Source organism: Pseudoalteromonas obscura (genome assembly GCF_030135505.1).
Taxonomy (GTDB): domain Bacteria; phylum Pseudomonadota; class Gammaproteobacteria; order Enterobacterales; family Alteromonadaceae; genus Pseudoalteromonas; species Pseudoalteromonas obscura.
The window spans coordinates 166,504-189,750 of the sequence record NZ_JASJUT010000010.1; the positions used below are offsets into that span (position 1 = coordinate 166,504).

The window sequence follows — 23,247 nt, forward strand, 5'->3', positions numbered from 1 at the left end:
AGTACTTTTCGCGCAAAGCACTCATAAATACTTTGTAGCGATTAACGCTTTTTCTTTTTGCCTTGAACAGCTTTAAATCTTGGGTTTGTTTTACAGATAACGTAAACACGTCCACGGCGCTTAACTACTTGACAACCAGGTCTATTCTTCGCGCTCTTTAATGAACTTAGAACTTTCAACTTATGCTCCTTAATATGTTTAAACACCTTTTGGGTGAGTTTACATCGCTACACAAAGTTGCGATGTAAACTAATAACCAATACTTACTTAGTTGTAGCAGAAAGGTTTTTGAAACGGCGGTTGAACTTAGCAACACGGCCATCGCTTGCAACGATTTTCTGCTTACCTGTATAGAATGGGTGAGATGCACTTGAAACATCAATTGGCACGTATGGGTACTCAACACCATCGATTTCAACGGTTCTGTCAGACTTGATTGTTGAGCCAACGATGAAGTATTTGTCTACTGCCGTGTCATGAAATGCAACAGCTTGATAATCCGGGTGGATATTTGCTTTCATAGTAAAATTAAACCTTACGAAATGTGATAACGTCACAAATACTATTCTATTTGAGAATGGTTTTCAATTGCTTGTCTGAAATTTTTTTACACTTTTGTCTAATGATTATACGAATAAGCAAATTGTTACTGGATCTTCAATATCAGACTGTTATAACTAGAGTCGAGATTGAGAAAGAGGACAACACTGTGAGCGAAGAATCACAACAATTAGACAACAGTGTCATTGCACAGCTGCAAAACGAGGATCATTCGTCGCTAGCTCAGCAGTTGGATGAGCTAACTTGCGAACACAGTGACATTGTAGAACTGCTGGCCCAATATCAGGTTTTAAGTGAGCAAGATGATGACGAAAAATTTGATTCTTGGTATGACGGCTTGTGCGAAGATAAACTAAGAGTGTTAAAAGGGTTTGAAATATTTAGAGCACATTTTGAACGGTTAGTATCTGCTGAAAATGGTGAAGTCAATTAGGCAAAACCCGTATTAAAAAACTCATTTCATAAAAGCCACTTAATGTGAATTTAGGTGGCTTTTATCTATCTGGGTAAATATTTAGCTGAGCAGCCTGTAAAAAATAGATTAGATACAATGAGGCTAGCGTGTGGATAAGTCATATTTTTGCATTACACTTTCGATGTATTGATACCTAAGCGAATTATGTTTCTCGTGAGATGCATTATGACTCAAAGCTCTATTCAATAATTTAAGTGCTTCATGTAACAAAGCTCTATCTTCAGGAGGCACACTGTTGCTCGTCCTATCTTCTGTTAGTGCATCTACCAAAGAGCGTCCGAGGTCTATATACACAACCTCTTCAACTGCGCCATTTTGACTTATTACGCCATATTTGCTGCATAAATACTGCTGCCAAACCTGTTGGATATGTTCAATTAAATCATCACCAAATTTATCATCATCACTTACAATGCCTCTGTCTGCACAGGCTTTTAAAGTAGTAATGTATTTATTTTGAAATAATTCATATGCATGACTAGAGTGCTGCACCTCATGTTTTATCAGCATTTGTCCCCAGTCTAGGGCAGCTCTGGGGTAATAATCTGTTACTTCAACACATTCATATAATCCAAGGTAAGAGCTGCACTTGATTAGGTTATCAATGCTGTAACTGGCGTTAGGGAAGATGCTACTTTCTTGCCACAGCTGTAGCTGCTCAAGTGAGATCTTCAGCAAACTACAAAGCTCATGGGCGTCATAAAAGTTAGATTTTAGATAATCAGTTAATCTCATTTTTGATACTGGTTATTTATACAGTTATTTTGAGTTTGTATGATTTTTGGTTTATAAGCAAGAAATTTTATAAAACTGAGCTTTTTACCCTCGGCATACAAGGTCAATTGTGTTAAAACATGTCGTATATAAACAACTAGCTAGAAATTGCATGCGAAGTATACAAACAATAAAACAAGCCAGCTTAATCACGGCGATCAAAACTCCATATCAAATGTCAGGTGAAATTGATCTTTTGGCATATGATGCTTTAGTAGAAACCCAAATCGCAGCAGGTGTTGATGGTATCATCGTTGGCGGCACAACGGGTGAAGGTCAGTTAATGACTTGGGAAGAGCATTTAATGTTGATCGCCCACAGCGTTAACAAATTTTCAGACAAGCTTATTATTGTTGGTAATACCGGAAGTAACAATACGAGGGAAGCTATCAAAGCGACTGAATATGGTTTCGCGTCAGGTATGGATGCTGCGCTACAGATCAACCCATATTATGGCCGTACATCGGATGCTGGTGTGGTCGAACACTTTGAACGTGTTTTAGAAATAGGACCTGCGTTTATTTACAATGTACCCGGTAGAACTGGGCAAGATATAACGCCAGATATTATGGAGCCTTTGGCTAAACATAAGCACTTTATCGGTGTTAAGGAATGTGCGGGTAATGAGCGCATAGCCCATTATGAAGCGCAGGGAATTGCCTGTTGGTCGGGAAATGATGATGAAGCTCATGACGGTCGCCATAAGTTTCAATCTCATGGAGTGATCTCTGTCACGTCAAACATAGTACCTCGACTGTTTAGACAGCTAATGGATAGTCCTAATGAATCGCTCAACAAAGAATTGCAACCGCTTATGAGTTGGCTGTTTTGCGAACCAAACCCAATTGCAATTAACACTGCACTTATTATGACAGGCGCAGTTAACCCCGTATTTAGGCTGCCTTATGTACCATTGACTAAAGCACAGCAAATTGAGGGGCAACAGCTAATTAATGCACTCGATGAGCAATATATTGTTGGTGGAAAAGCTAATTTAGTCGATGAGACACTACTTAAGCTTTGTTAATGCTGAGAATTGGCGTATAATCTGCGGCCCTTCAGTATTGGTCGCAGGTTTGTCGTTATGAATTTTAAATCTTTTAGTTTTCCAGAGCCGTTGTTAAAAGCCTTGGATGAGATTGGCTTTGAAGAGCTCACTCCGATCCAACAGGCGGCCATCCCTGTGATCAGAAAAGGTCATGATGTGCTGGCAACTGCACAAACTGGTACAGGAAAAACCGCAGCGTTTGCCTTGCCTGTTATACATAACCTGTTAAAAGGCACACCATCTAAATCACCTCGTGCTCTATTTCTAGCACCTACCAGAGAGCTTGCAGAGCAAATTGCTAACAATTGCGAGTCGTTTACAAAGCACACCGAGCTGCGCACTGTCGCTGTATTTGGTGGTGTAAATGTTGAAGGGCAATCGCAACGTTTATCCCAAGGCGCTGATATTATTGCCGCCACTCCTGGGAGATTACTTGATCTGGTCAGGCTGGGTAGTGTTGATTTAGCGAATATTGAACACCTGGTACTGGATGAAGCCGATCGTATGCTAGATATGGGCTTTATTGATGAGATGCAGCGTGTTATATCTCTCGCGAAGGAAGATAAACAGTTGTTGCTGTTCTCTGCTACTTTTCCATCGGCAGTAAAACAGTTCGCTAAAAAGGTTTTAAAAGAACCTAAACTTGTTCAAACCACACCTGAAAATACGACAGCAGAAACGGTTCGTCATGTTGTTTATCCGGTTGAACAACAGCGTAAAAAAGAGCTGTTATCAGAGTTGATAGGCAAGAAAAATTGGCAACAAGTCCTTGTATTTGTAAACATGAAAGATGACGCTGACACTATTGTCGAAGAGTTAGAGCTTGACGGTATTGCTGCGACTGTTTGTCATGGAGATAAAAAGCAAGGTGCAAGGCGTCGTGCTCTTCGAGAGTTTAAGGAAGGCAAAGTACGTGTGCTTGTTGCAACCGAAGTTGCTGCACGTGGTATTGATATCGAGGGGCTCCCTCGAGTTGTAAACTATGACCTGCCTTATTTACCAGAAGATTATGTTCATAGGATTGGTCGTACAGGCCGCGCTGGTAATACGGGCCAGGCAATATCGTTCGTAAGCCGAGAAGAAGAGCAGTTTTTACTGCATATCGAAGCGTTAATTGGTCAAAAGATTAAGCGTTACTATTTACCAGGTTACGAAGTTGCAAGTCGAGACAACTTGATTGATAACCTGAGTAAAAAACCAAGCCATCAAAGACGTAAAGCCCGTACCAATAGGCCTAGCAACCAAGCGAGCGGTGAAGCACGAGTAAAAAACCGCAGCAAAATTAGCTCAGTTAGAAGCCGCTTAAAAGGCGTTAAACTTAAGTTAGACAAGTAATTTCGAACTGACTGAGATATTTACCTTGAAGCGAGCTGATTAGCTCGCTTTTTGTTTTTAGAAGGCGTTTAAGCTTACGCCCAAATTTAAAACAGTTTCGTACCTTATTGAATGCTAAATTAATCTAGTGCATGCACAATTATGTTGTTTATCCAGCTTATCTGCGCAAGATAGTACCAGCAAACCAATTTTATAAATTACGCCCCTTAATTTGGTAGATTTGGTTTAGTGAAAGAGGCTGGGGGAGGATGCAAAAATCGTATTGCTGATACGATTGATCTAAAAAGCAGCCAACAGAAAACATGTGGCTGCTTGTTGGGAGAATAAGCAGGTAGTACTACTTAAAACTGAATAGTGTAATCAGCAAAGAGCGTTCTACCATATATGTTGTGGTTGGTGGTGTTAAATCCAACAAATCTTTCAAGCCTTACTTCAGGTACTCTGTCAAAGATATTACGCGCACCGATTGTGAAGCTACCGTAGCTGTCAGTTTGATAGTTAAAACCAAGGTCCACTTCTGTCGCCGAAGCGTAGTCGTCATACTCTCGGCCTGCCACTTCATCTTCATTGGTCACGCCTTTAAAACGGTCAAGATATCTGAGGGCAATATTTGCACTGAACTCGTCAAGAATATAGGTAACTTGAGAATTAACACGGTATTGTGCTCTACTGACATAGCCGACACGATCGTACTCTGGTTGATTTGGGTTAGCTCGGCTATCGTAGTTAAAGGTATAACTACCATCTAAGGTGTATCTGATCTCACCCATATCTTCGAAGTCGAAACGTGTATTGAATGCAATATCAATACCCGAAGTTTCTGCACCAACCATGTTGATGTAACCATAACCCACAGAGGTAAGTTTCCCATCTGCATCTCGATTCACATATATCTGCTCAGGGTTGTAACCATCGAGTGCATTAGCATGGCTTAAATCGATTACATCTTGTGGCTCAATTCTAGAAATCTGATCTGTGATTTCAATATTCCAATAGTCGACAGTGACCGCGGTATACTGAGCAATATTCCAGACTGCACCGACAGAAAATTGCTCTGAAGTCTCGGGTTTTAGGTTTGGCGTACCGATTGCTGTCGCTGGGATATTTTGTGTATCACATGTCGAGTCAGGACAGTCCGTCAAGTTATAATAACCAGTCGCTGCATCTCCGACCAAGCGGTTCAAACCCGCCACGCGGAAGCCTTGGCTGAAACCGCCACGTAAAACAAGATCGTCTGACGCTTCATAACGCACATTGATGCTGCTCGATAGCTCGCCTGCATCAGGTAAGCTATATTCATCATAACGGCTAGCGACTTTAACAACGAGTTCTTCAAGCACAGGTAATTCGACTTCGACATACGCAGCTTTATAGTCTCGTTCACCGATTACGTCACCACCAAATGAACTGACAACATTTCCATTTTCGAGGCCTGCGTTAGACTGGGCATCCATTTCATCAGCCAACTCGGTTTTTCTGTATTCGGCACCAATTGCATAGCCAATTTCACCACCAGCTAATTCCATGCCTGACAAGCCCGCCCAGCTAATAGATAGACCGTTTGACGTTGTTTCACCGCTGCGATAAGCAGTGTGACGAATGTTATCTAATGTTTGGCGTGTTGCATTGCCACCTGGAACTAACGGGTTGTATTCACCTTCATTTACCGCGTCCTGGAACCGGTCTTTGAAAGCGTAATGCTTTGTTACTTGGTGGAATTTTTCACGGCTTAGTCCAATGTTTACGGCCAATGCGCCAGCATCCGTTACCCATTCAAAACCGGTATTAAAGTCGATGAGTGTCGTATCAAATTGCACGGCACGGTCTGCATCACCAACCATGCGGTGTGTTACTTGGATATCTTTAGCATTACCAGTGCCAAAAGTAGGGTTGTTTGGGTTGTCTGCCGCCATGTCAGCAGTCATCCAAATTGAACTCGCTGCTGTGTCTGTGACATCACGTAAGATTAAAGATTGCGCGTACCATTCCAACTCATCAGAGATATTGTACGTAAAATTGGTAAAAATTGAGTCCTTTTTACGCTCTGGGTAATACAATTTGCCTTCGTAAAAGTCGAACGTACAGCGTTTTCCATCCCCGCCTTCATCTCTAATATTTTCTTGAGGGCATTCCTTCCCTGGATTCCATGGTCCAAACTCTCCATCAGCCTCATGGGTACGCCAGTTACCCCATGGGGTCGTTGTTGATATTCTTCTTGGGTTTACTTTTCCGTCAATATGGTCACGCTCACCACCTTTTAAACCTTCTTGATATTGGTGTTCGTATATAAGTGTGACGGAAGATTTGTCGGTCACTTGACCAAAGCTCATTGAAAAACCGTTTTCGCTACCACCACCACGCGAAGTATCAGCACCATGCAATTTAAACCCTAAACCATCGTAATCTTTTTTCAAGATGATATTCACGACCCCTGCGATTGCATTGGAACCATAAATTGCTGAAGCCCCATCGCGTAAGATCTCAATTCGCTCTACTGCTTCAATTGGGATCATATTTAAGTTTGTGCTACTTCCGTATAAAGCGGACGACGGTGCCACTTGACGGCCATTAATCAGGGTCAATGTTCTGTTGGCGCCAAGGCCACGTAACCCAGAGCCAGAGTGGTTTGCATCTGTTGAGTTACCTGTATTGATATTGCTACCCGCGCTATTGAAGACGCTTTGTCGCAAAACACCTGCGATATCATTTAAGCCTGTTTTGGCTATGTCGACAGAGGAGATAACAGTAACGGGAAGCGCGCTTTCCAAATCGGTACGTTGGATACGCGAACCTGTAATTTGAACGCGTTCAATCTCATCGGCTGACTCATCCGCCGCGATTGCAGCAGAAGGAACCAGTGGCAATACAGAGCTAACACTTAATGCAATGAATGATTTTTTAAACTGATTTAGTTTGAACTTAGAGAGGTCCATAGTTTTCCTTATTGATGCTGATTTATTGTTGTTTTTTCAATTAGCAATAGACACCTTAGGCGAGTTATCACCTCTATTTCAGACGGTGTGTCATCGATAATTCATGTATAACATATATTGTATACAATAGTTTGTCCATATTTTATCTACGGAACTTGATAAGATAGATAAAAATTGCTGTATTTATGGGTTGAAAGGGTTGCGACTGTAGCTTTTGTTAATGATTTAGTGTTGTATTTTATGTGGGTGACTTGAGGAGTGTGTAACCAAAACCCGCTTTTGGCAAAAAACTGTATTCGTTGCACCAATGAGGACTAATAGCCCGCTATCAAAAAGTAGATAGCGAAAGTGCGCAAAGTACCGTTGTCGCTGAACAGTCGCCTGGATTTAACAGCAAAGTTAGTTGTTTGATGGCAATTGCCATGATTGCATTTCAGCTAATCGACTTCGGGTACGCTCAAATTCGAAATCGAGTAGCTCTCCTGCATAAAGGGCATGCAATGAAAAGCTTGATGAAATAACGACCAACTTTCTTCGATCATAAAATTCATCTACGAGAGCGATAAAACGTCTCGCTTCGTCATCTAGGTTGCGAGATTCAAGTAGGGGTTTTGCTCTTATATAGCCTTCCTCGATACCCTGAGTAACGCTCTGAAGAACAGGAGAAGAGCCCATTTTAGGAATGTCCTGAACGAAAATTGCGTCATAGTCGGTGGCGAGCTCAATGTAGTCTGAAGTTGCTCTGGGTGAGGTACATAAAGACATAAAATCAATGAGCAATGCATTGCATGCTTGCCCCAGAATATTGACAGGCCTATTCAATATGTCTATTTCTGTGGGGTTGTAAGATCCGCCTAAAGTGTTAAACAGAGATTGAAAGCCTGCAATGTTATTTTCGAAGTAAAACTGGGCTGAAAATCCATTGCTAAATCTGTGATCGTGTTCGCCACACACACTTACAACATGGCAATTAGCCAACAGCAGCTCTATGGTTGGTTCGAAGCGGTTTCTTTGTAACCCATTTTTGTATAGCTCGGTTGGGTGAGAATTCGATGTTGTAACAAAAATAATACCTGCTTTAAAAAATGCATCTAAAAGACCCGCTAATATCATCGCATCACCAATGTCTTTTACGAAGAACTCGTCAAAACATAGCACCTTTGTATGTTTTGCCCACTGTTTTGCTATAACCTTTAATGGGTCTTTTTTTCCTTGAATATCAGCCAGCTGCTGGTGGATTTTGTGCATGAAATGATGAAAATGCAACCTTTGCTTTGTATCTATGGTGAGGGATTCGTAAAACATATCCATCAACATTGACTTACCACGGCCAACAGGGCCAAATAAGTAGATCCCTTTGGCTTTGCCACTTAAACGAATTTGCTCTGACAATCTATCCAACTCGCCAATGGCGTCTTGTTGTTTGGGGTCGTAGGATAAAGCGTTGCTTTTAATAAGCTGGTTATATTGTTCTAAAAGGTGATGCATAAAGGGGACGGTAGGTAAAGTTAGTGGATATAATACGGGTTGTTAGGTCAGAGATAAAGCGTGTTGCTTACAGAGCCATTGAATTATTCGTAAAGTTATGTCTTTCACATGCGTGGTATTTAAAGCCAATTACAAATAAACATATATTATGTAAAATTGGCTTTAGTATTGTATTGTCCCAATCTACTCTTACTTGAGTTTTAAAATTTAAACCTTATTTGTATGGGCTCAAGTCTGTTTGCTCGGCTTCGCAGACTTTTTTTATAACAGGGTGTTTTGCCATCCCGCGTAGGTATTTTGCTAAGTGTTCAAATTGTAATGGTGGTGTGTTTAATTCATCCGCCCATATACACAACATAAATAAGTAACAGTCACATATTGTAAATTGTTCATTGACGACATAGCTTTTTCCCGATAAATGACGGTTTACAATAGCAAACATGTCAGCTAAGCGAGTTTGTTGTGTTTTAATGATATCGTCATACATGAGTGCACTTTGGGTATGGCGCTCAGGATAGAAGTAAATCATTAACTCGGCCTGTATCGTCGTCGTGAAGTACATTAGCCATTGATAGAAAACACCTTTTTGAACTGGGTCCGATGGAATTAATTGCCCTTCAGGGTGCTTTTCAGCAAGGTAAAGACAAATAGCGCCACTTTCAAACAACACAAATTCGTCATCGACCAGTGTGGGGATCCTTCCAGTTGGGTTTAGACTTAAATATTGCGCTGATTTTTGTGCATTTTTCTTACGGTCGACAATTTCTAATTGATATGGAACTTTTAGTGCTTCTAAAACAAAATGTGGAGCGAGACTGGCATTGCGAGGGTAATAAAACAAAGTGTACATAACTGGCCTTATCATCAAGTTTTTTATTGGTGAGAAAGCTCCTTTTACGGTTATTCCTTTAGGACTTTAGGACAGCATTTGAATAATAACAAATAGCATGACGTATTTTTATTCAAAAATTTAAATTGTCTAAAGCAAGTTAACAGGATTAACCTTGGATTTCTCTGCCGTTAATGATTTTACCTTAATTAGGAAATGCAGTGCACGACTTTAAAAGCATTTTATAGAAATAATGAATAAAGTAATTAATGAGGTAGGTTTGAATTGATATAGAGAGGTGAGCATTTTTGACTAACAAAAATGCTCACAATTATTTTTTTAAGGCGTGTAATATATTGGAGAGTTCGGCCCTACAGGAAGACCAAAACCAAATACCCAAATATAAAACAGAGCAACCCAACCGACAAAGAAGAACATGCTGTAAGGCAACATAGTTGCGACTAAGGTACCTATACCCATATCTTTTTTGTATTTAGTTGCGACGGCCAAAATAAGGCCAAAGTAACTCATCATAGGCGTGATAAGGTTAGTGACTGAATCACCAATACGGTATGCTGCTTGGATTGTTTCCGGTGCATAGCCAACCAGCATAAGCATAGGTACGAATATAGGTGCGGTTACAGCCCATTGTGCAGACGAAGAACCAAGACATAGGTTAACCATTGCACACATCATGATGAACAGAATGAAAACTTCAGGTCCTGTTAAATTAAGCGCTTGCAATAGAGCGGCACCGTTGATCGCCAGAATAGTACCTAGGTTGGTCCATTTGAAGAAGGCAACAAATTGCGCAGCGAAAAATACAAGTACGATATACATACCCATAGAGCTCATGCTTTTGCTCATGGCATCAATCACATCGCGGTCTGATTTCATCGTACCAACAACGCGGCCGTATACAAAGCCTGGGATAGCAAAAGTAACGAAAATTAGAACAACAATGCCTTTTAGGAATGGAGATCCCGCAACAGCACCAGTCTCAGGGTGACGCAGAATACCGTCTTCAGGAACAATGGTTAAAGCTAAAATACTGCAAACCACAAGCAGTGACACACCCGCCCATTTTAAGCCTTTTTTCTCAAGCGCAGTTAAGTGCTCAATGTTGTTCTCAGATAGGTCAATACTTGCTTCATCTGGGTTGTATTTACCAAGTCTAGGTTCAACAATCTTTTCTGTAACGAGAGTACCAACAATGGCAATCAAGAAAACAGAAATCATCATGAAATACCAGTTTGCTTCAGGGCCAACGTGGTAGGTTGGATCGATCATTTGCGCAGCAGGTGTTGTGATACCAGCAAGTAGAGGGTCGATTGTCCCTAGTAATAGGTTGGCACTGTATCCGCCAGAAACCCCTGCAAACGCCGCTGCTAAACCTGCTAGCGGGTGTCTACCTAGGCTGTGGAAGATCATTGCAGCAAGCGGTATCAGTACAACATATCCCAGCTCTGAAGCAGTGTTTGACAGAATAGCTGCAAACACAACCATAAATGTCACTAGTCGTTTTGATGCACCCATGACCATTCCACGCATAGCAGCGGAAAGCATACCCGAGTGCTCGGCAACACTTACACCTAATAAGGCAACAAGTACCGTACCAAGAGGTGCGAATCCAGTGAAGTTAGTGACAAGGCCGGTCATGATTCTTTGTAAGCCTTCAGCGCTTAATAAGCTTACGACTTCAATGACACCATCAGCGTCACGCCCTTTAGCTCCCTCTGGACGAGGGTCAATTGCGCTCAAACCCATCCAATCAGCGATACCACTGAATACTACGATTACAATACATAGCATGGCAAAAAGAGTGATTGGGTGGGGAAGCATATTCCCTAAAAACTCAACCGTTGCCAAAAAGCGATTAAATAGGCCGCTTTGTTGTTCTGGCGATTGAGAGCTTTTATTCGCTTTAGTCTCTACTGCATTCGACATAGCAAGTTTTCTCGGTTCCAAAAAATGCGGCATACCATATCACTTTTTCATTCAGTGGTCATTTATAAAAGTTAACTCAAGGTGAAAATGAGATAAAATTACAAGTATTACTGATGAAGGACAATGTACGTATATATAGTTAGTAAGTACTTGGTTTTGGTTGCACAAATATCGAACTATTCATTTCTTAATGGGGATGACGAATGATTTATTTGTTTTTGCCAGTAAGAATTACACCTTTGAATAGTAAGGGGTATTGTCTAAATTTCATGCCAATATGGTCATCTGCCATAATTTGCTGACAAATACGCGTAATATCGTCATCAGCAGCGAGCACCCACTCCAGATGCTCTATCGCACGTTTCAGCCCTTTTTTTAAAAACTGTTGCTGTTGATAATAGTTGCAATTGGCCTTAACGATTTCGAGTAATGCGGGGTCTTGCAGCAGAGAGGTGACGACTTGCTCCATGTACTCTTGTGATGATTGGCTATTTATTCGTTTTCTAGTTCTAGTCATTAAGCATTGCCGCGATGTAATGTAACTTTTTCATAAAGTCGGCTTTTTGCGACTCTTTATCATAGTCAAACTGATAGGTATTGTGAAAGCCAAAGCGCAAGAGTACGCCGCTGCCTTGAAGATAAATAGTATAACCATCGGGATCTGAGAAAGCTGTGAGCCCCTCACATTGTTTTCCCTGCTCATAATCTTCTCCATGTTGTTGGATATACTCATATACTTTTAGGACAAGGTTACTACTTAGCTCATTTTTCATATCGCACCGAATTATTGGGTCTATTGCTTAATGTTACTCGCAGAACATACTAACGGATCAGTTTCGAAACTGCCTTAAACTGCGGGTGTTTTGCATCTTTCATGATATCAAATAGTAAGGTTTCTAAACTCATGATGACGGCGCCTTGATATCTGAGCTGCTCAATCGCCCACTGTTTGTGTTGTGTATTTCTTGAGCCTACTGCATCGGCGATAACAATAACCGGTTGGGCCAGCGTCAACAAATCACGTACTGTTTGGTATACGCAAACGTGTGACTCAAGTCCTATAACAACCTTAGTCACATTTGGGTCCATATTGATGGCTGGGTTAGGTGAAGAACTCCCAACGGCACTAAATGTCGTTTTTTCATATCGGTCTAAATTGAATTGCAGTAGTGAACTATCTGTATGGCCAAGTCCTTTTGGGTACTGTTCAAAAACAACAGCTGGAATTAACAACAGCTCAGCAGCGCTGAGTAATTTGTGCGCAGTATCAACAATATGTTGATACTGCGAGATATGAGGCTGAAAACTCTCTTGTATATCAACGACAAGAATTTGAAAAACGGGTTGTTCGGACATGGTTTATTCCTTTAGCTATTGTCTAACATCACTTAAACTAGTTGCTGTAGTATTTATCATTATGGATATTAGCTTGTTATGCAATTGGAGTTTTTGGGGACGTCTTCAGGCAGTCCGACTACGTATCGCAATGTTTCAGCTACGGCCGTCAAATTTGAGAAGTCAAAACAGTGGCTGCTCGTTGATTGTGGAGAGGGCACGCAGCATCAAATCTTGAGATCAAAGCTTACTCTTTATCAACTCGGTGTCATTTGTATTAGTCATGTGCACGGCGATCACTGCTATGGGTTACCTGGTTTACTCGCGTCTATGGCAATGTCAGGCAGGAGAGACGCTGTGTATTTGGTCGCACCCAAGAAAGTCATTGAATTTTTGCATGCAACATTTTCCTTAACCGATTTGACCTTACCGTTTGACTTTAAAACCATTGCGATAGAAGAAGCTTGCTCGGTGTTAAAATTCAGCTATTGCGAAATTGAGGTGATGGAATTGAAGCATCGAGTGCCGAGTTATGGGTTTAAAGTGACGGAAACACAGATCCCCAATAAGCTAAGAATCAAATTGCTGCAACAGCACGGGATCGCCACTGGCAAGCACTTCAATCAATTACAAAAAGGGCTTGACGTTGAATATCAGGGAAGGGTGTTACAGTCGCAGCGCTATGCATTTCCAAGTTGGCAGCCTCGGAAAATAATTGTATGTGGAGATAACGAAAAACCAAGCTTGTTGAAACCTTATGTCGAGGGGGTTGATGCGATTGTCCATGAAGCAACGTTCACGCACAAAGACTTAAAAAAAGTGGGCCATCATACCGGCCATAGCGATGCGAAACGGATAGCTGAATTTGCAGAGCACGTACAAATCCCATTACTTGTTTTGACTCATTTTAGTGTGCGCTACCATGGTCCTGGTTTACTTGAAAACCTAGAAAATGAAGCGCACTCCTATTACAAAGGCTCATTGGTCCTTGCGAATGATGGGCTGATATTAGATATCCCCAAACAGTTACTGTCTGAGTGATTTGAATAAACCCCAGTCTTGGTTAACTTGGTCGGCATACAGGTTTGCTTGTTCTATTAGCGCCTCAAGTAGATCAGGGAGTACTTCTACGCAACTCTGTTGAAAGCTGGTTGAGCGTCTATCGCCTCTCATATGTGCATAAGCCAGCACTTGTGCGCAGCTTTGTGCATATTGCGCAAAGCCGCCTTTGTGGGCAGCGCGCTTTCCTATAGTAATATGCTCAGGGTCAATGCCAACGCGAGCGTGATGACGAGATCTGACTAGCCAATGCAGACCCTGCCAAAGCGCATCATCGATAATTAAGTCTGGTCGACGCTGCATTTTTCTTTGGCAATTGACCGTCAAATGGGCGTGATTCAGGCGATTCACGGGGCTTAAATCTTTGAAGTAGTGTAAAGGCGCAGCTAAGGCTTGTTGTTTGACTTCGACAATATGATAAAGCTCGGGTTGATAAAGCTCGGGGGCTTGCTGGGTACTTGGCCCTACCAGTAAATAGTAACGTTTTAAATGGTTGCTACCTGTACCCGCATCTAATCTTTCAACACAGTCGATAATGTCGTCATCAACGTAAGGTCTAAACTGCGCAATCAGGTTGGTTTTGATATCAGTGTGAATCGCTTCAAACTTCATGGGATCGGGTTTAAATTGCAAAGGTGTTGAGGCCAAATCAACATCTTTTGCCAAACTGCTTTTCACATTGAAAGCGGAACCGCCAACAAGTCGTTGCAGTCCTTTTTGCCAGCGTTTGTGCAGGATATGGTCTTTATCGAACTCGGTTAACGCACTTTGACTATTGTTTTCGCCTCGCAGCGACGCTTCACATGTGGCAACATAGTGTTGTAAAAAGTCTAGTTGGGCTTGTGGCACCTCTTGTGCGGACACTGCCGGTTTTTGTTTTTCATTGAGCGAAACAGCCAATTCCTTTGTCGCAAAGCCAGCCTGTTGCGCCAAGTTTAGGCTCACCAAGTAACGAAATAGATCCCAAACAGCATGGCCGATACAAGCATCGTCAAAATCATTAGGTGTGAATACGAGTGTCTCCCCGTGGGAGCCTTCTTCGCTGAGAAAGCCAAAGTTACTTGTATGGCAATCTCCCATAATACTCGTAACGGGAACATCGTAAGCTGATTTTGGAAAAGTAATTGCTCCGTCAAAAATGTCGCTATACATCAGCGGGGCTGAACCTCGAAAAAAGTGAAAAGCACTGGTGGACATTTTTTCATGTTTGTTCAAGTCAATGGACGGTGCAGTACCGTCGTGGCGCTCAAAGTAGTTTATGAGCTGTTTTTCGCGATTCATTGTTATGTCCTCTGTTGCTTTATTCCGAGTTGTTGCTCAGCAAGCTGCGTAATTTTTGGGTTGAGCGCTGGTGGCTCAACCTGTACATTCGCGGTGAGTGCTGCAGTTATTTGTTTTAACACTTCTATCCGTGCGAACCATTTATGTTCACCAAGTACAAGTGACCATGGTGCGCATTGGGTATGTGTTTTGTTAAACATTTCTTCAATGGCTGTTTTATACTCACATCGTTTTTGTCTGTTTCTGATGTCTTCTTCGGTCAGTTTCCATTGTTTGTATGGATTGTTGAGTCGCTCAGAAAATCTTTTAAGTTGTTCATCACTACTTATATGTAAAAACAGTTTTATGACTTTAATATTATCGTCGCGTAAAAGTTGTTCAAATTCGTTAATTTCACGATATGCACGTTGCCATTGTTCAGTCGTAGCGAAACCCTCTATGCGCTCAACTAAAACTCTACCGTAATAGGAACGATCAAAAATGGTCAGTGTGCCGGGGCTGGGCAGTTTATTGAAAAAGCGATAGAGGTAATGCTTCCCTTGTTCATCTTCAGTAGGGGCGGCGATAGGATAAACTTGATAGCCTCTGGGGTCTAACTTTTCAGTCACCCTGCGGATTGCGCCCCCTTTTCCTGCTGCATCCCAACCTTCTAATACAATAACGGCTCTACGCCCCTGATGATAGTATGCTTGTTGAACGTGGAGGAGCTGCGTCTGCCAGTATTTTAATGCTTGTTTATAAATTTTTTTATCGTCAATGGCGGGGTATTCATGGATGCCTTGCAAAGAAGGAGGCGGGCTGATTTGCAGATTGTTGATGGAATTTGGTTTCAAATTCAGGTCCTCTTTCTGTACTGTTTAGGTGTTATATTCATAACTTTTTTAAATTGCCGAATGAAATGTGACTGGTCGGCATACTCAAGTTGATGTGCAATCTCGGTGAGAGGGGTCGATGGATTTGCCTTTATCAGATCTCTTGCCCGTGATACCTCTATCAGCGTTGCAAATTCTTTAGCGCTGATCCCCATTGTTTGGCTAAAAGCTCTCTCAACACGTCGACTGTTTATGTTTAGAGTGTCATAAAGCTCAGAGAGTTTTATTGATCTTGGTGACAAATTGATGTGTTTGTTCACTTTTAAAAACGCATCGGGAAGGTAATGCGTACCAGATTGTAATTGTGTCTCTAGCCATTGTAATAAGACCCTAATTTTGTCATTGATAGGACTGCTTTGGCTTATTAAATCGTGGATCACATGTTTACATGCTGGAACTGCGTCTTGGAGCTCAATGCATTGATTCTTTAGCTCATTTAGGGGGATTTTCGTGAAGTTTCTTGCGCCCAAAGGGGTTAACCTCACTCCGAGAAGGTACTGGCATTGTGATGAAAAATACCACCTTAAAGATTTTGTGTGTGGCCCAACTAGGTAGCCAGAGTTGCTCAGCGTCGTATTATCAATGGCGGAGTTACCAATGATGACAAACAAAATAGAGATACACCCGTCACTATGAAGCGTTTGAGTGCCCAAATTTTGTGAATAGGAATGCCAAAAATTAAGAACGTAGGGGGCCAGTGAAGGGGGTGGGGGGATAATTGTGTACACGTTTACCTCACTCCTTGTAGGCGTAACTGATGCCTGTTTATTCTTCAAATTTTGTTTGGACTTTGATGTTCAATTTATCTTCATTCTATACTTTGAGCAAGAAAAAAGCAGCGAAGAGCTGCTTTGGGTGTTTAAGTTAGTTTTACTTCTTTTAGTATCAACGCAAATAGGATTATCTTGCGTTAGTACTTTCGAAGATTTTATCTGCTGAAGCAGCGACGAATCCTGTATACAACTCACCATCCGGCTTGTTATAACGAAGCGCAAATTCATAGAAACAGCTAGGAATTTCAAACTTGCCGTCAGAAAACTCAACTGGGTGGTGATCTGCCAGTGTAGAAGATTGCTCCAACAATACTTCTGGAGAACCTTTTACTTCTCCGCCTGAAGTGTTAAGAGGGAAACCAGCATCTTTCAGCGCTTGATTTACTGCTTCAATCGTTTCAAAGTTAGCAAGGTAATTGATGCTCACTGTAAAGTGGTTTGCGCGATAGCCCCAAGCAGACATCCATGCGGCATATTCGCTTTCTTCAAGTAGCTTCTTGTATGTTTCATGGCTTACTTGCCAATGTGTACCAGAATATAAGAAGTTTTCAGCAGTAACTGCACTTTCATCGATTCCATCAATCATTTTTGCAACGATTGCTTGTAATTCCTCAGAACACTTTTCAAGTAATAGCTCAGAGATAAATACCTTCGGCTTACTTGGATCGCTGTGCTCATAGTGCTTTGCGTATAGTTTTTTCGCTTCGAAGTGGTATTCACCACACTCTTTATACCCAACTGCTTTAAAATGCGCAGCTAGTTTTTCGAGACCAATTTTTTCATGATTGAATGTACGTAGCGCGATATGATCATTGATGACATCATCTTGCTGCGTTGAACCCAATAGCTCGTGTACTTTTACAGCTGATGGAGTCACTTCTAAATAGTTGCTCCATAATTGTTCGAATAAGCTATCTACATTGTTGTGCATAATGGCAATTCCTTAATATAGCGGCTTGGCCGCGTGTTAATGTTACGACAAAGCACGACGTAATTAATTGTTATAAAACAAACCCACTGACTTTATCACCCTCTTTTAACTGCAGTGCATGTGCAGTTTTTGGGGCAACAGTGAATGTTTTTGATTGTTCATTCCATACTACTGATGTAGTAAAAGTGGCTCTAAATGCTTCTAAGCGTCCGTTTGACAGTGCCCAAGTGCTTTCTCCCTCAGTAACTTGCTCTGATATAATCAAAGTGCCATTTTGGGTTTCACGCACTGTACGAATATTTTCCAGTCGCGCTTCTACAGTGGGGCCTGCATCGAATAAGTCAACATAGCCTCTGTGTTCAAAGCCTTCTTTTTCAAGTAAGCGTAGCGCGGGTTTGGTTTTTTCGTGTACATGGCCAATAACAGCTTGCGCTTCGGGGCTGAGCAGATTAGCGTAAATCGGGTATTTAGGCATTAACTCTGAAATGAACACTTTGTCTCCTAGGCCGACTAAGTGGTCAGCTTGTGGAAATTCAATACTGAAAAAGTGTTCTTGCAGCCACTGCCAGAAAGGGCTGTGGCCATGTTCATCACTCACACCACGCATTTCAGCAATGATGCGATCGCTGAATCGTTCAGTATGCTCTGCCATAAATAAAAAGCGGATCCGAGACAAGAAACGGCCGGCGAGTCCTCTTCTGAATTGCTCCCGCAAAAATAGGGTGCATATCTCTGAACTACCAGTATAGTCATTGCACATTGATAAAATATCAACGGTATTGTATACCTTCAGAGTACTTGAGTGGTGGACTGTTTTACCTTGGTGGTAATGGTACAAAGGTACTTGCATTCCTACAGCAGCTTCAATCGCCGTAGTACCACTTATTTCACCTGTTTCAAGGTCTTCAAGAACAAAAAGGTAACCCTCATCAGATGGTGCACTCAATGTTTTATCGAAGCTTTCTTGAGAGCGCTGGATTTTACTCGCTAATAGCTCGTCATCAACGGGCAACGAGGTAAACCCGTGCCCAGATTCCACTGCGATGGTTTTTAAAGCAGCAAAGTCATTGCTGCTGATCGGTCTAAGTACTTGCATAAAAATATCTTCGAGGGCGACATGTCGCCCAAACGGTTAAGCGTTTACCACGTCTGCCACAGCAAGTTCAAAGCGTGCTAGTCCCGCTTTGATTTCTTCTTCAGTGATCACAAGTGAAGGTGTAAATCTCACCACGTTTGTACCAGCAACAAGTGTCATAAGACCGTGCTTCGCACTTGCCACTAAAAAGTCGCGCGCTTTGCCTTCGTAATCACCTTTTAACACGCCGCCTAGCAATAAGCCTTTACCGCGAACTTCACTGAATACATTGTATTTTTCGTTGATAGCATTCAATCCGTCACGGAACATTTGCTCTCTTTCTTTAACGCCGTTCAATACTTCAGGAGTATTTACTGTGTCAAAAGCTGCTTCTGCAACAGCACATGCCAACGGGTTACCGCCGTATGTAGAGCCGTGAGTACCAATTTTCAGATGTTTGGCAATTTCTGTTGTCGTGATCATAGCACCGATAGGGAAGCCGCCACCGAGCGCTTTTGCGGTTGTCAGGATATCAGGTGTTACATTTAAACCTTGGTAGGCGTATAAATCACCTGTACGACCCACACCTGTTTGAACTTCATCAAATATCAACAGTGCATTGTGCTTATCACACAGTTCTCTTACGCCCTGAACAAATTCAACAGTTGGAGAAATAATCCCGCCTTCACCTTGTAAAGGCTCCATCATAACTGCACAGGTTTTGTCAGAAATAACTTTTGCGAAAGTTTCTAAGTCGTTGTAGTCAATATGTGTAATATCTTGCGGCTTAGGACCGAAGCCATCAGAATAGGCTGCTTGTCCGCCTACTGTCACAGTGAAGAAGGTGCGACCATGGAAGCCTTTGTTGAAGGCAATGATTTGTGTCTTCTCTTCGTTGTAGTTATCCAATGCAAAACGACGCGCTAATTTCAAAGCAGCCTCATTTGCTTCCGCGCCTGAGTTTGCAAAATAAACCTTGTCAGCAAATGTTGCATCAGTCAGCTTTTTCGCTAAACGTAGTGCCGGTTCATTAGTCATGACATTTGACAAGTGCCAGATCTTTTCGCCTTGCTCTTTTAATGCACCAACAAGTGCAGGGTGACTGTGACCCAAGCAATTTACAGCAATACCGCCTGCGAAGTCGATGTATTCATCACCATTTTGGTCCCAAACTCGAGCACCCTTACCTTTAACAGGTATAACTGCTGATGGGTTGTAGTTAGGTACCATTACTTCATCAAATAATTCGCGATTCACTTGCATGACTTCGTCCTCTTATAACTTCAACTTCAAGTGCACATTTGACTGTGCCTATTTTTATTCTGACATTATTGCGTGATGTGATGACAATTTGCAGTGTAATTTTATTTAAAATGAGTAAAATGTTCGTCAAAATGACATGGGGTTTTGACAAAATGATAAGTAAACAAGATGAGAGACTGATTTCTGTACTACGCAGTAATGCACGGGCAAGTATTTCTGAGCTAGCAAGAATTCTAGACATGTCACGGACTACAGTTCAGTCAAGGCTACAAAAGCTAGAGCAAAGTGGTGTTATACAAGGCTACAAAGTGGACTTTGGGCAGGACTATTTAGGTAACCTTGTTTCTGCACATGTCTCCATTAAAGTAAAACAAAAATTGACAGCGAAAACTAACATTGCACTGAAACAACTTTCAAATATCGCAGCCTTATATGCAATCAGTGGCGAGTATGACATGATCGCAATCGTAGAGGCGCAGAGCCTAGAGCAGCTTAGTCAGCTACTCGATGAAATAGGCAATTTAGACGGGGTTGAGAGAACCAATTCTGCTGTAATTTTGGAAACTAAGTTCCAGCGATAGTGCCGTATCTAGTTTGCTTTTGGTAACCAAACACTGGTGCCAGTAGAGGCTATGTGGTTGACATTGCCTTTGAGCACTTTATCACCGACATTACGTGATGTTTCTGGGCGGCTAACTAGATAACCTTGCACACAGCAAATTCCCATATTCTTTACCAGCTCAAACTGGTCGAGTTGTTCTACGCCTTCTGCGACGATTTTTAGCCCGAGTTGTGCACCGAGTTCGCTGATTGAGTTGAGTATCTTGAAGTATTTCGGGTTATCTTTTGCCTGTGAGATAAATAGCTTATCTATTTTAATTACGTCAATCGGTAAATCAGCCAGAGTACTTAAGGAGCTAAAGCCGGTGCCAAAGTCGTCAATCGCAATCGTAATTCCTGCGCTTCTACAGCGTTCCAATTGTGCAATGATCTCATCACTGGCAGTGATAAGCGTCGACTCTGTGATTTCAATCATGAGCGAAGTAGCTGGCAGTCCAGACTTTTCTAACGCTTCTAGTATCCAATCGTAAACTGGTCGATGCTTGAGTTGGATCCCCGACACGTTGACGGATATTTTGACCTTTTTCATACCGGCGTTGTGCCATGCAGACATTTGTCGACAGGACTCTAAAAGGATCCAGTCACCAAGCTCTAAGATTAGATTAGACTCTTCAGCGATAGGGATAAACTCGGATGGTGGAATAACCCCCTCAATCGGATGGTGCCACCTTGTTAACGCTTCAAAATAGTCTATTGAACAATCTTCAACGTGCACAATTGGTTGAAAAGACAATTGAAAATTTTGAGAGGCTATAGCAAGTCTCAACTCTTCTAGCAGGTAGTGATAGCGCCTGATCTTATTGCCCATTTCCGGGGAGTATACTCGGAAAATACCGCGGCCATCTGTTTTTGCACGATACATAGCGACATCAGACATTTGCAAAAGTGCGTTCGGTGTTGAAGCACTATCAGGAAACACTGCGATACCGATACTTGCACTAATTTTGACAAGCTTGTTACCAAGCACAAAATCGCGCTCAACCTCGCTCAGTATCATCTGAGCTACTTCGGTGCAAAAGCTGGTGTCTCTTAAATTCGGGATAAAAATGGAAAACTCGTCACCGCCTAGTCGAGATAGATTCTGATCGAGCCCGTGAACCGGGTGTGCATCGTTAAGTTTAAATTGTCTGACCACTTGCTCTAAACGGCCTGAAACTTGAATTAATATTTCATCACCGAAGCTGTGCCCAAAAGAGTCATTGACTTGTTTAAAGCCATCTAAATCGATAAATAACAAGCCGCATTTAGATTTATTTTGGTCAGCGATAGTTAGTTGTTCACTGATATGTTCAATATAGGCATGTCTATCTATGAGCTTGGTTAATTTATCTTGGTAAACGTGACTGTCAGATTGGATTTTAATTCGCTGGAGGTTGTCACTGAGCGATTGAACGGCATAGCAAATTTGTGCAACAGGTCCACCAGAATGGAGTTCTTTATGCTTAATATCCAAACCTTTCAATAATGCATTTAGATCATTATTGATTGCTTTGAGCGCTTCATGTTGTACTTTTTCTCTGCGGTTGCCTTTTGCTTGGGCAATGACCAACAAAATGGCAAGTACTAGAATCATTAGTAAAGTCGGCGAGGACCACACCAATTTAAAGACGCGAGAGCTGGGTACTATTGTGTAATTGGCCTTTTGTTTTGCGATAACAACGAATGTCTGGCTTTCTAAATTAACAAACTCTTGGTCGTAGTAGATAAATTGATACCAAGGCGCGGTTGCTTCAATTTTATTGGCGTCAGTGATTTGCGTTTGTAGGGATAACAATCCAGATTGTGCATTCAGGACGTGTTTAGCAAAAGTCAGATTTGCAGCAATTCCCATTACTACAAAACCCACTACTGCATAAGCTAAATTTTTAAATACATTCTGCATGACTTAGACAATCCACAATTAACCGAAAAACGGATCCTTCATGTCCCTGTAGTATACATCAAATTGACGCCAGGGATGACAACCTTTTACACACTTTTGTTTACAAGTGCAATTATCAAAATTATTTCAATTTAATTTAGGGACAATAAGTTAACTTTCACTGAGTAAGATCAATTATCAATATATTTCACTTTACACGATAATGATTCTTATCTACTTTTTTAAGTCATTGGCCTAATCTTTGCTCAGTCCTATTGGGCAATAAAAAGAAACGGGCTTTCTGTCCAAAAATGTATTTTTCTGGTGCAAAAGTTTGCTGTATTGCACTGTTGTGAGGCGTACAAGATTATTTTATGTACTAAACTATTCTCACAAAATGTGTACGTGTAGCGATATATTATACGACATAGTTTTGTGGCAAGGAACACCAACCAAGTTAGGTTTTTGGAGCCAAAAATGTTAACAAAACGTTTTTTCAAAACGAAAAACGAAGCCGAAATCACATTTGAATTCTCTCACCCTGAAGCGAAAAAAGTTGAACTAGTTGCCGAATTTAACGATTGGCAACCTATTAGTATGAGGTTCAATAAGAAAGAGAAGCGCTTTAAACTCAAACACAGACTACCAACCGATCGAAAATATCATTTTAGATATTTGATAGACGGAAATTTATGGGACAACGATAACTGTGCTGATGGATATGCTGCCAACGGTTTTGGCAGTGAAAACAGCATCGTTGACACACAAAAATTGGCATAGATGTCA

General features: G+C 41.6%; 23 protein-coding genes. 6 read left to right on the plus strand and 17 right to left on the minus strand.

From position 1 onward, the window contains the following. Window positions 1-41: 41 nt before the first annotated feature. Window positions 42-179: a type B 50S ribosomal protein L36 gene (gene ykgO, locus QNM18_RS20120; protein ID WP_080672543.1), complete on the minus strand. Its 138-nt coding sequence runs from the start codon at window positions 177-179 to the stop codon at window positions 42-44. Between the two features lie 84 nt (window positions 180-263). Next, complete coding sequence (locus QNM18_RS20125) at window positions 264-521, minus strand: type B 50S ribosomal protein L31 (RefSeq protein WP_023397844.1); 258 nt, start codon at window positions 519-521, stop codon at window positions 264-266. A 188-nt stretch (window positions 522-709) separates the two neighbouring features. Between QNM18_RS20125 and QNM18_RS20130 the strand changes: the two genes are divergently transcribed. Beyond that, window positions 710-994: a hypothetical protein gene (locus tag QNM18_RS20130; RefSeq protein WP_211008643.1), complete on the plus strand. Its 285-nt coding sequence runs from the start codon at window positions 710-712 to the stop codon at window positions 992-994. Window positions 995-1,117: 123 nt separating this feature from the next. On the opposite strand, the gene QNM18_RS20135 is transcribed toward QNM18_RS20130, so the two are convergent. Continuing rightward, complete coding sequence (locus tag QNM18_RS20135) at window positions 1,118-1,771, minus strand: DUF6058 family natural product biosynthesis protein (RefSeq protein WP_284138259.1); 654 nt, start codon at window positions 1,769-1,771, stop codon at window positions 1,118-1,120. A gap of 151 nt (window positions 1,772-1,922) precedes the next feature. Between QNM18_RS20135 and dapA the strand changes: the two genes are divergently transcribed. Next, window positions 1,923-2,837: a 4-hydroxy-tetrahydrodipicolinate synthase gene (gene dapA / locus QNM18_RS20140; RefSeq protein ID WP_211008645.1), complete on the plus strand. Its 915-nt coding sequence runs from the start codon at window positions 1,923-1,925 to the stop codon at window positions 2,835-2,837. A 57-nt stretch (window positions 2,838-2,894) separates the two neighbouring features. Beyond that, window positions 2,895-4,193, plus strand: a complete 1,299-nt coding sequence (locus QNM18_RS20145) for a DEAD/DEAH box helicase (protein WP_284138260.1) — start codon at window positions 2,895-2,897, stop codon at window positions 4,191-4,193. 341 nt (window positions 4,194-4,534) lie between these two features. On the opposite strand, the gene QNM18_RS20150 is transcribed toward QNM18_RS20145, so the two are convergent. The 7 genes from QNM18_RS20150 to QNM18_RS20180 all read right to left on the minus strand — a co-directional run bounded on the left by QNM18_RS20150 (window position 4,535) and on the right by QNM18_RS20180 (window position 12,746). Further along, window positions 4,535-7,126, minus strand: a complete 2,592-nt coding sequence (locus QNM18_RS20150; RefSeq protein ID WP_284138261.1) for a TonB-dependent receptor plug domain-containing protein — start codon at window positions 7,124-7,126, stop codon at window positions 4,535-4,537. A gap of 399 nt (window positions 7,127-7,525) precedes the next feature. Next, window positions 7,526-8,614: a cell division protein ZapE gene (gene zapE / locus QNM18_RS20155; protein WP_211008648.1), complete on the minus strand. Its 1,089-nt coding sequence runs from the start codon at window positions 8,612-8,614 to the stop codon at window positions 7,526-7,528. A gap of 214 nt (window positions 8,615-8,828) precedes the next feature. Next, window positions 8,829-9,464, minus strand: a complete 636-nt coding sequence (locus QNM18_RS20160; RefSeq protein WP_211008649.1) for a glutathione S-transferase family protein — start codon at window positions 9,462-9,464, stop codon at window positions 8,829-8,831. A gap of 318 nt (window positions 9,465-9,782) precedes the next feature. Then, complete coding sequence (locus QNM18_RS20165) at window positions 9,783-11,390, minus strand: AbgT family transporter (protein ID WP_023397836.1); 1,608 nt, start codon at window positions 11,388-11,390, stop codon at window positions 9,783-9,785. 208 nt (window positions 11,391-11,598) lie between these two features. Continuing rightward, window positions 11,599-11,907 (minus strand): hypothetical protein, encoded by a 309-nt coding sequence (locus QNM18_RS20170; RefSeq protein ID WP_284138262.1) that lies wholly within the window; start codon window positions 11,905-11,907, stop codon window positions 11,599-11,601. Then, entirely contained in the window at window positions 11,900-12,163 is a 264-nt protein-coding gene (locus QNM18_RS20175) for a DUF3081 domain-containing protein (RefSeq protein ID WP_211008651.1), read from the minus strand. Before QNM18_RS20175 ends, QNM18_RS20170 begins: the two co-directional genes overlap by 8 nt. Before the next feature lie 49 nt (window positions 12,164-12,212). Then, window positions 12,213-12,746: an isochorismatase family protein gene (locus QNM18_RS20180; RefSeq protein WP_211008652.1), complete on the minus strand. Its 534-nt coding sequence runs from the start codon at window positions 12,744-12,746 to the stop codon at window positions 12,213-12,215. A 78-nt stretch (window positions 12,747-12,824) separates the two neighbouring features. On the opposite strand from QNM18_RS20180, the gene QNM18_RS20185 reads away from it, so the two are divergent. Then, window positions 12,825-13,766 carry a ribonuclease Z gene (locus QNM18_RS20185; RefSeq protein ID WP_284138263.1) on the plus strand — a complete coding sequence of 314 codons (942 nt, stop codon included), beginning with the start codon at window positions 12,825-12,827 and terminating at the stop codon, window positions 13,764-13,766. On the opposite strand, the gene QNM18_RS20190 is transcribed toward QNM18_RS20185, so the two are convergent. The 6 genes from QNM18_RS20190 to QNM18_RS20215 all read right to left on the minus strand — a co-directional run bounded on the left by QNM18_RS20190 (window position 13,752) and on the right by QNM18_RS20215 (window position 19,979). Continuing rightward, complete coding sequence (locus QNM18_RS20190) at window positions 13,752-15,065, minus strand: DUF2252 family protein (RefSeq protein WP_284138264.1); 1,314 nt, start codon at window positions 15,063-15,065, stop codon at window positions 13,752-13,754. The genes QNM18_RS20185 and QNM18_RS20190 overlap by 15 nt on opposite strands. Before the next feature lie 2 nt (window positions 15,066-15,067). After that, a complete protein-coding gene (locus QNM18_RS20195) occupies window positions 15,068-15,898 on the minus strand; it encodes a polyphosphate kinase 2 family protein (protein ID WP_417714846.1) in 831 nt (276 codons plus the stop codon). Window positions 15,899-15,900: 2 nt separating this feature from the next. After that, a complete protein-coding gene (locus tag QNM18_RS20200) occupies window positions 15,901-16,665 on the minus strand; it encodes an AraC family transcriptional regulator (RefSeq protein ID WP_284138265.1) in 765 nt (254 codons plus the stop codon). 172 nt (window positions 16,666-16,837) lie between these two features. Beyond that, complete coding sequence (locus QNM18_RS20205) at window positions 16,838-17,641, minus strand: DUF1338 domain-containing protein (RefSeq protein ID WP_211008656.1); 804 nt, start codon at window positions 17,639-17,641, stop codon at window positions 16,838-16,840. A gap of 70 nt (window positions 17,642-17,711) precedes the next feature. Next, window positions 17,712-18,737: an arginine N-succinyltransferase gene (gene astA, locus QNM18_RS20210; protein WP_284138266.1), complete on the minus strand. Its 1,026-nt coding sequence runs from the start codon at window positions 18,735-18,737 to the stop codon at window positions 17,712-17,714. Between the two features lie 36 nt (window positions 18,738-18,773). Continuing rightward, window positions 18,774-19,979 (minus strand): aspartate aminotransferase family protein, encoded by a 1,206-nt coding sequence (locus QNM18_RS20215; protein ID WP_284138267.1) that lies wholly within the window; start codon window positions 19,977-19,979, stop codon window positions 18,774-18,776. A gap of 152 nt (window positions 19,980-20,131) precedes the next feature. Here QNM18_RS20215 and QNM18_RS20220 point away from each other — a divergent pair, with 152 nt between their 5' ends. Further along, window positions 20,132-20,560, plus strand: coding sequence for an Lrp/AsnC family transcriptional regulator (locus QNM18_RS20220; RefSeq protein ID WP_284138268.1), 429 nt, complete (start codon window positions 20,132-20,134; stop codon window positions 20,558-20,560). Between the two features lie 8 nt (window positions 20,561-20,568). On the opposite strand, the gene QNM18_RS20225 is transcribed toward QNM18_RS20220, so the two are convergent. Further along, window positions 20,569-22,482 carry a putative bifunctional diguanylate cyclase/phosphodiesterase gene (locus QNM18_RS20225; RefSeq protein ID WP_284138269.1) on the minus strand — a complete coding sequence of 638 codons (1,914 nt, stop codon included), beginning with the start codon at window positions 22,480-22,482 and terminating at the stop codon, window positions 20,569-20,571. 456 nt (window positions 22,483-22,938) lie between these two features. Here QNM18_RS20225 and QNM18_RS20230 point away from each other — a divergent pair, with 456 nt between their 5' ends. Further along, a complete protein-coding gene (locus QNM18_RS20230) occupies window positions 22,939-23,241 on the plus strand; it encodes an isoamylase early set domain-containing protein (protein ID WP_211008661.1) in 303 nt (100 codons plus the stop codon). Window positions 23,242-23,247 lie beyond the last annotated feature (6 nt).

Coding starts and splice junctions, on each gene's coding strand:
- QNM18_RS20170 (WP_284138262.1), bottom strand. CDS start 11,907: ATGACTAGAACTAGAAAACGAATAAATAGCCAATCATCACAAGAGTAC.
- QNM18_RS20220 (WP_284138268.1), top strand. CDS start 20,132: ATGATAAGTAAACAAGATGAGAGACTGATTTCTGTACTACGCAGTAAT.
- QNM18_RS20175 (WP_211008651.1), bottom strand. CDS start 12,163: ATGAAAAATGAGCTAAGTAGTAACCTTGTCCTAAAAGTATATGAGTAT.
- QNM18_RS20230 (WP_211008661.1), top strand. CDS start 22,939: ATGTTAACAAAACGTTTTTTCAAAACGAAAAACGAAGCCGAAATCACA.
- QNM18_RS20135 (WP_284138259.1), bottom strand. CDS start 1,771: ATGAGATTAACTGATTATCTAAAATCTAACTTTTATGACGCCCATGAG.
- QNM18_RS20205 (WP_211008656.1), bottom strand. CDS start 17,641: ATGCACAACAATGTAGATAGCTTATTCGAACAATTATGGAGCAACTAT.
- QNM18_RS20190 (WP_284138264.1), bottom strand. CDS start 15,065: ATGAATCGCGAAAAACAGCTCATAAACTACTTTGAGCGCCACGACGGT.
- QNM18_RS20185 (WP_284138263.1), top strand. CDS start 12,825: ATGCAATTGGAGTTTTTGGGGACGTCTTCAGGCAGTCCGACTACGTAT.
- QNM18_RS20125 (WP_023397844.1), bottom strand. CDS start 521: ATGAAAGCAAATATCCACCCGGATTATCAAGCTGTTGCATTTCATGAC.
- QNM18_RS20145 (WP_284138260.1), top strand. CDS start 2,895: ATGAATTTTAAATCTTTTAGTTTTCCAGAGCCGTTGTTAAAAGCCTTG.
- QNM18_RS20225 (WP_284138269.1), bottom strand. CDS start 22,482: ATGCAGAATGTATTTAAAAATTTAGCTTATGCAGTAGTGGGTTTTGTA.
- dapA (WP_211008645.1), top strand. CDS start 1,923: ATGCGAAGTATACAAACAATAAAACAAGCCAGCTTAATCACGGCGATC.
- QNM18_RS20150 (WP_284138261.1), bottom strand. CDS start 7,126: ATGGACCTCTCTAAGTTCAAACTAAATCAGTTTAAAAAATCATTCATT.
- QNM18_RS20215 (WP_284138267.1), bottom strand. CDS start 19,979: ATGCAAGTGAATCGCGAATTATTTGATGAAGTAATGGTACCTAACTAC.
- QNM18_RS20180 (WP_211008652.1), bottom strand. CDS start 12,746: ATGTCCGAACAACCCGTTTTTCAAATTCTTGTCGTTGATATACAAGAG.
- QNM18_RS20165 (WP_023397836.1), bottom strand. CDS start 11,390: ATGTCGAATGCAGTAGAGACTAAAGCGAATAAAAGCTCTCAATCGCCA.
- QNM18_RS20160 (WP_211008649.1), bottom strand. CDS start 9,464: ATGTACACTTTGTTTTATTACCCTCGCAATGCCAGTCTCGCTCCACAT.
- zapE (WP_211008648.1), bottom strand. CDS start 8,614: ATGCATCACCTTTTAGAACAATATAACCAGCTTATTAAAAGCAACGCT.
- astA (WP_284138266.1), bottom strand. CDS start 18,737: ATGCAAGTACTTAGACCGATCAGCAGCAATGACTTTGCTGCTTTAAAA.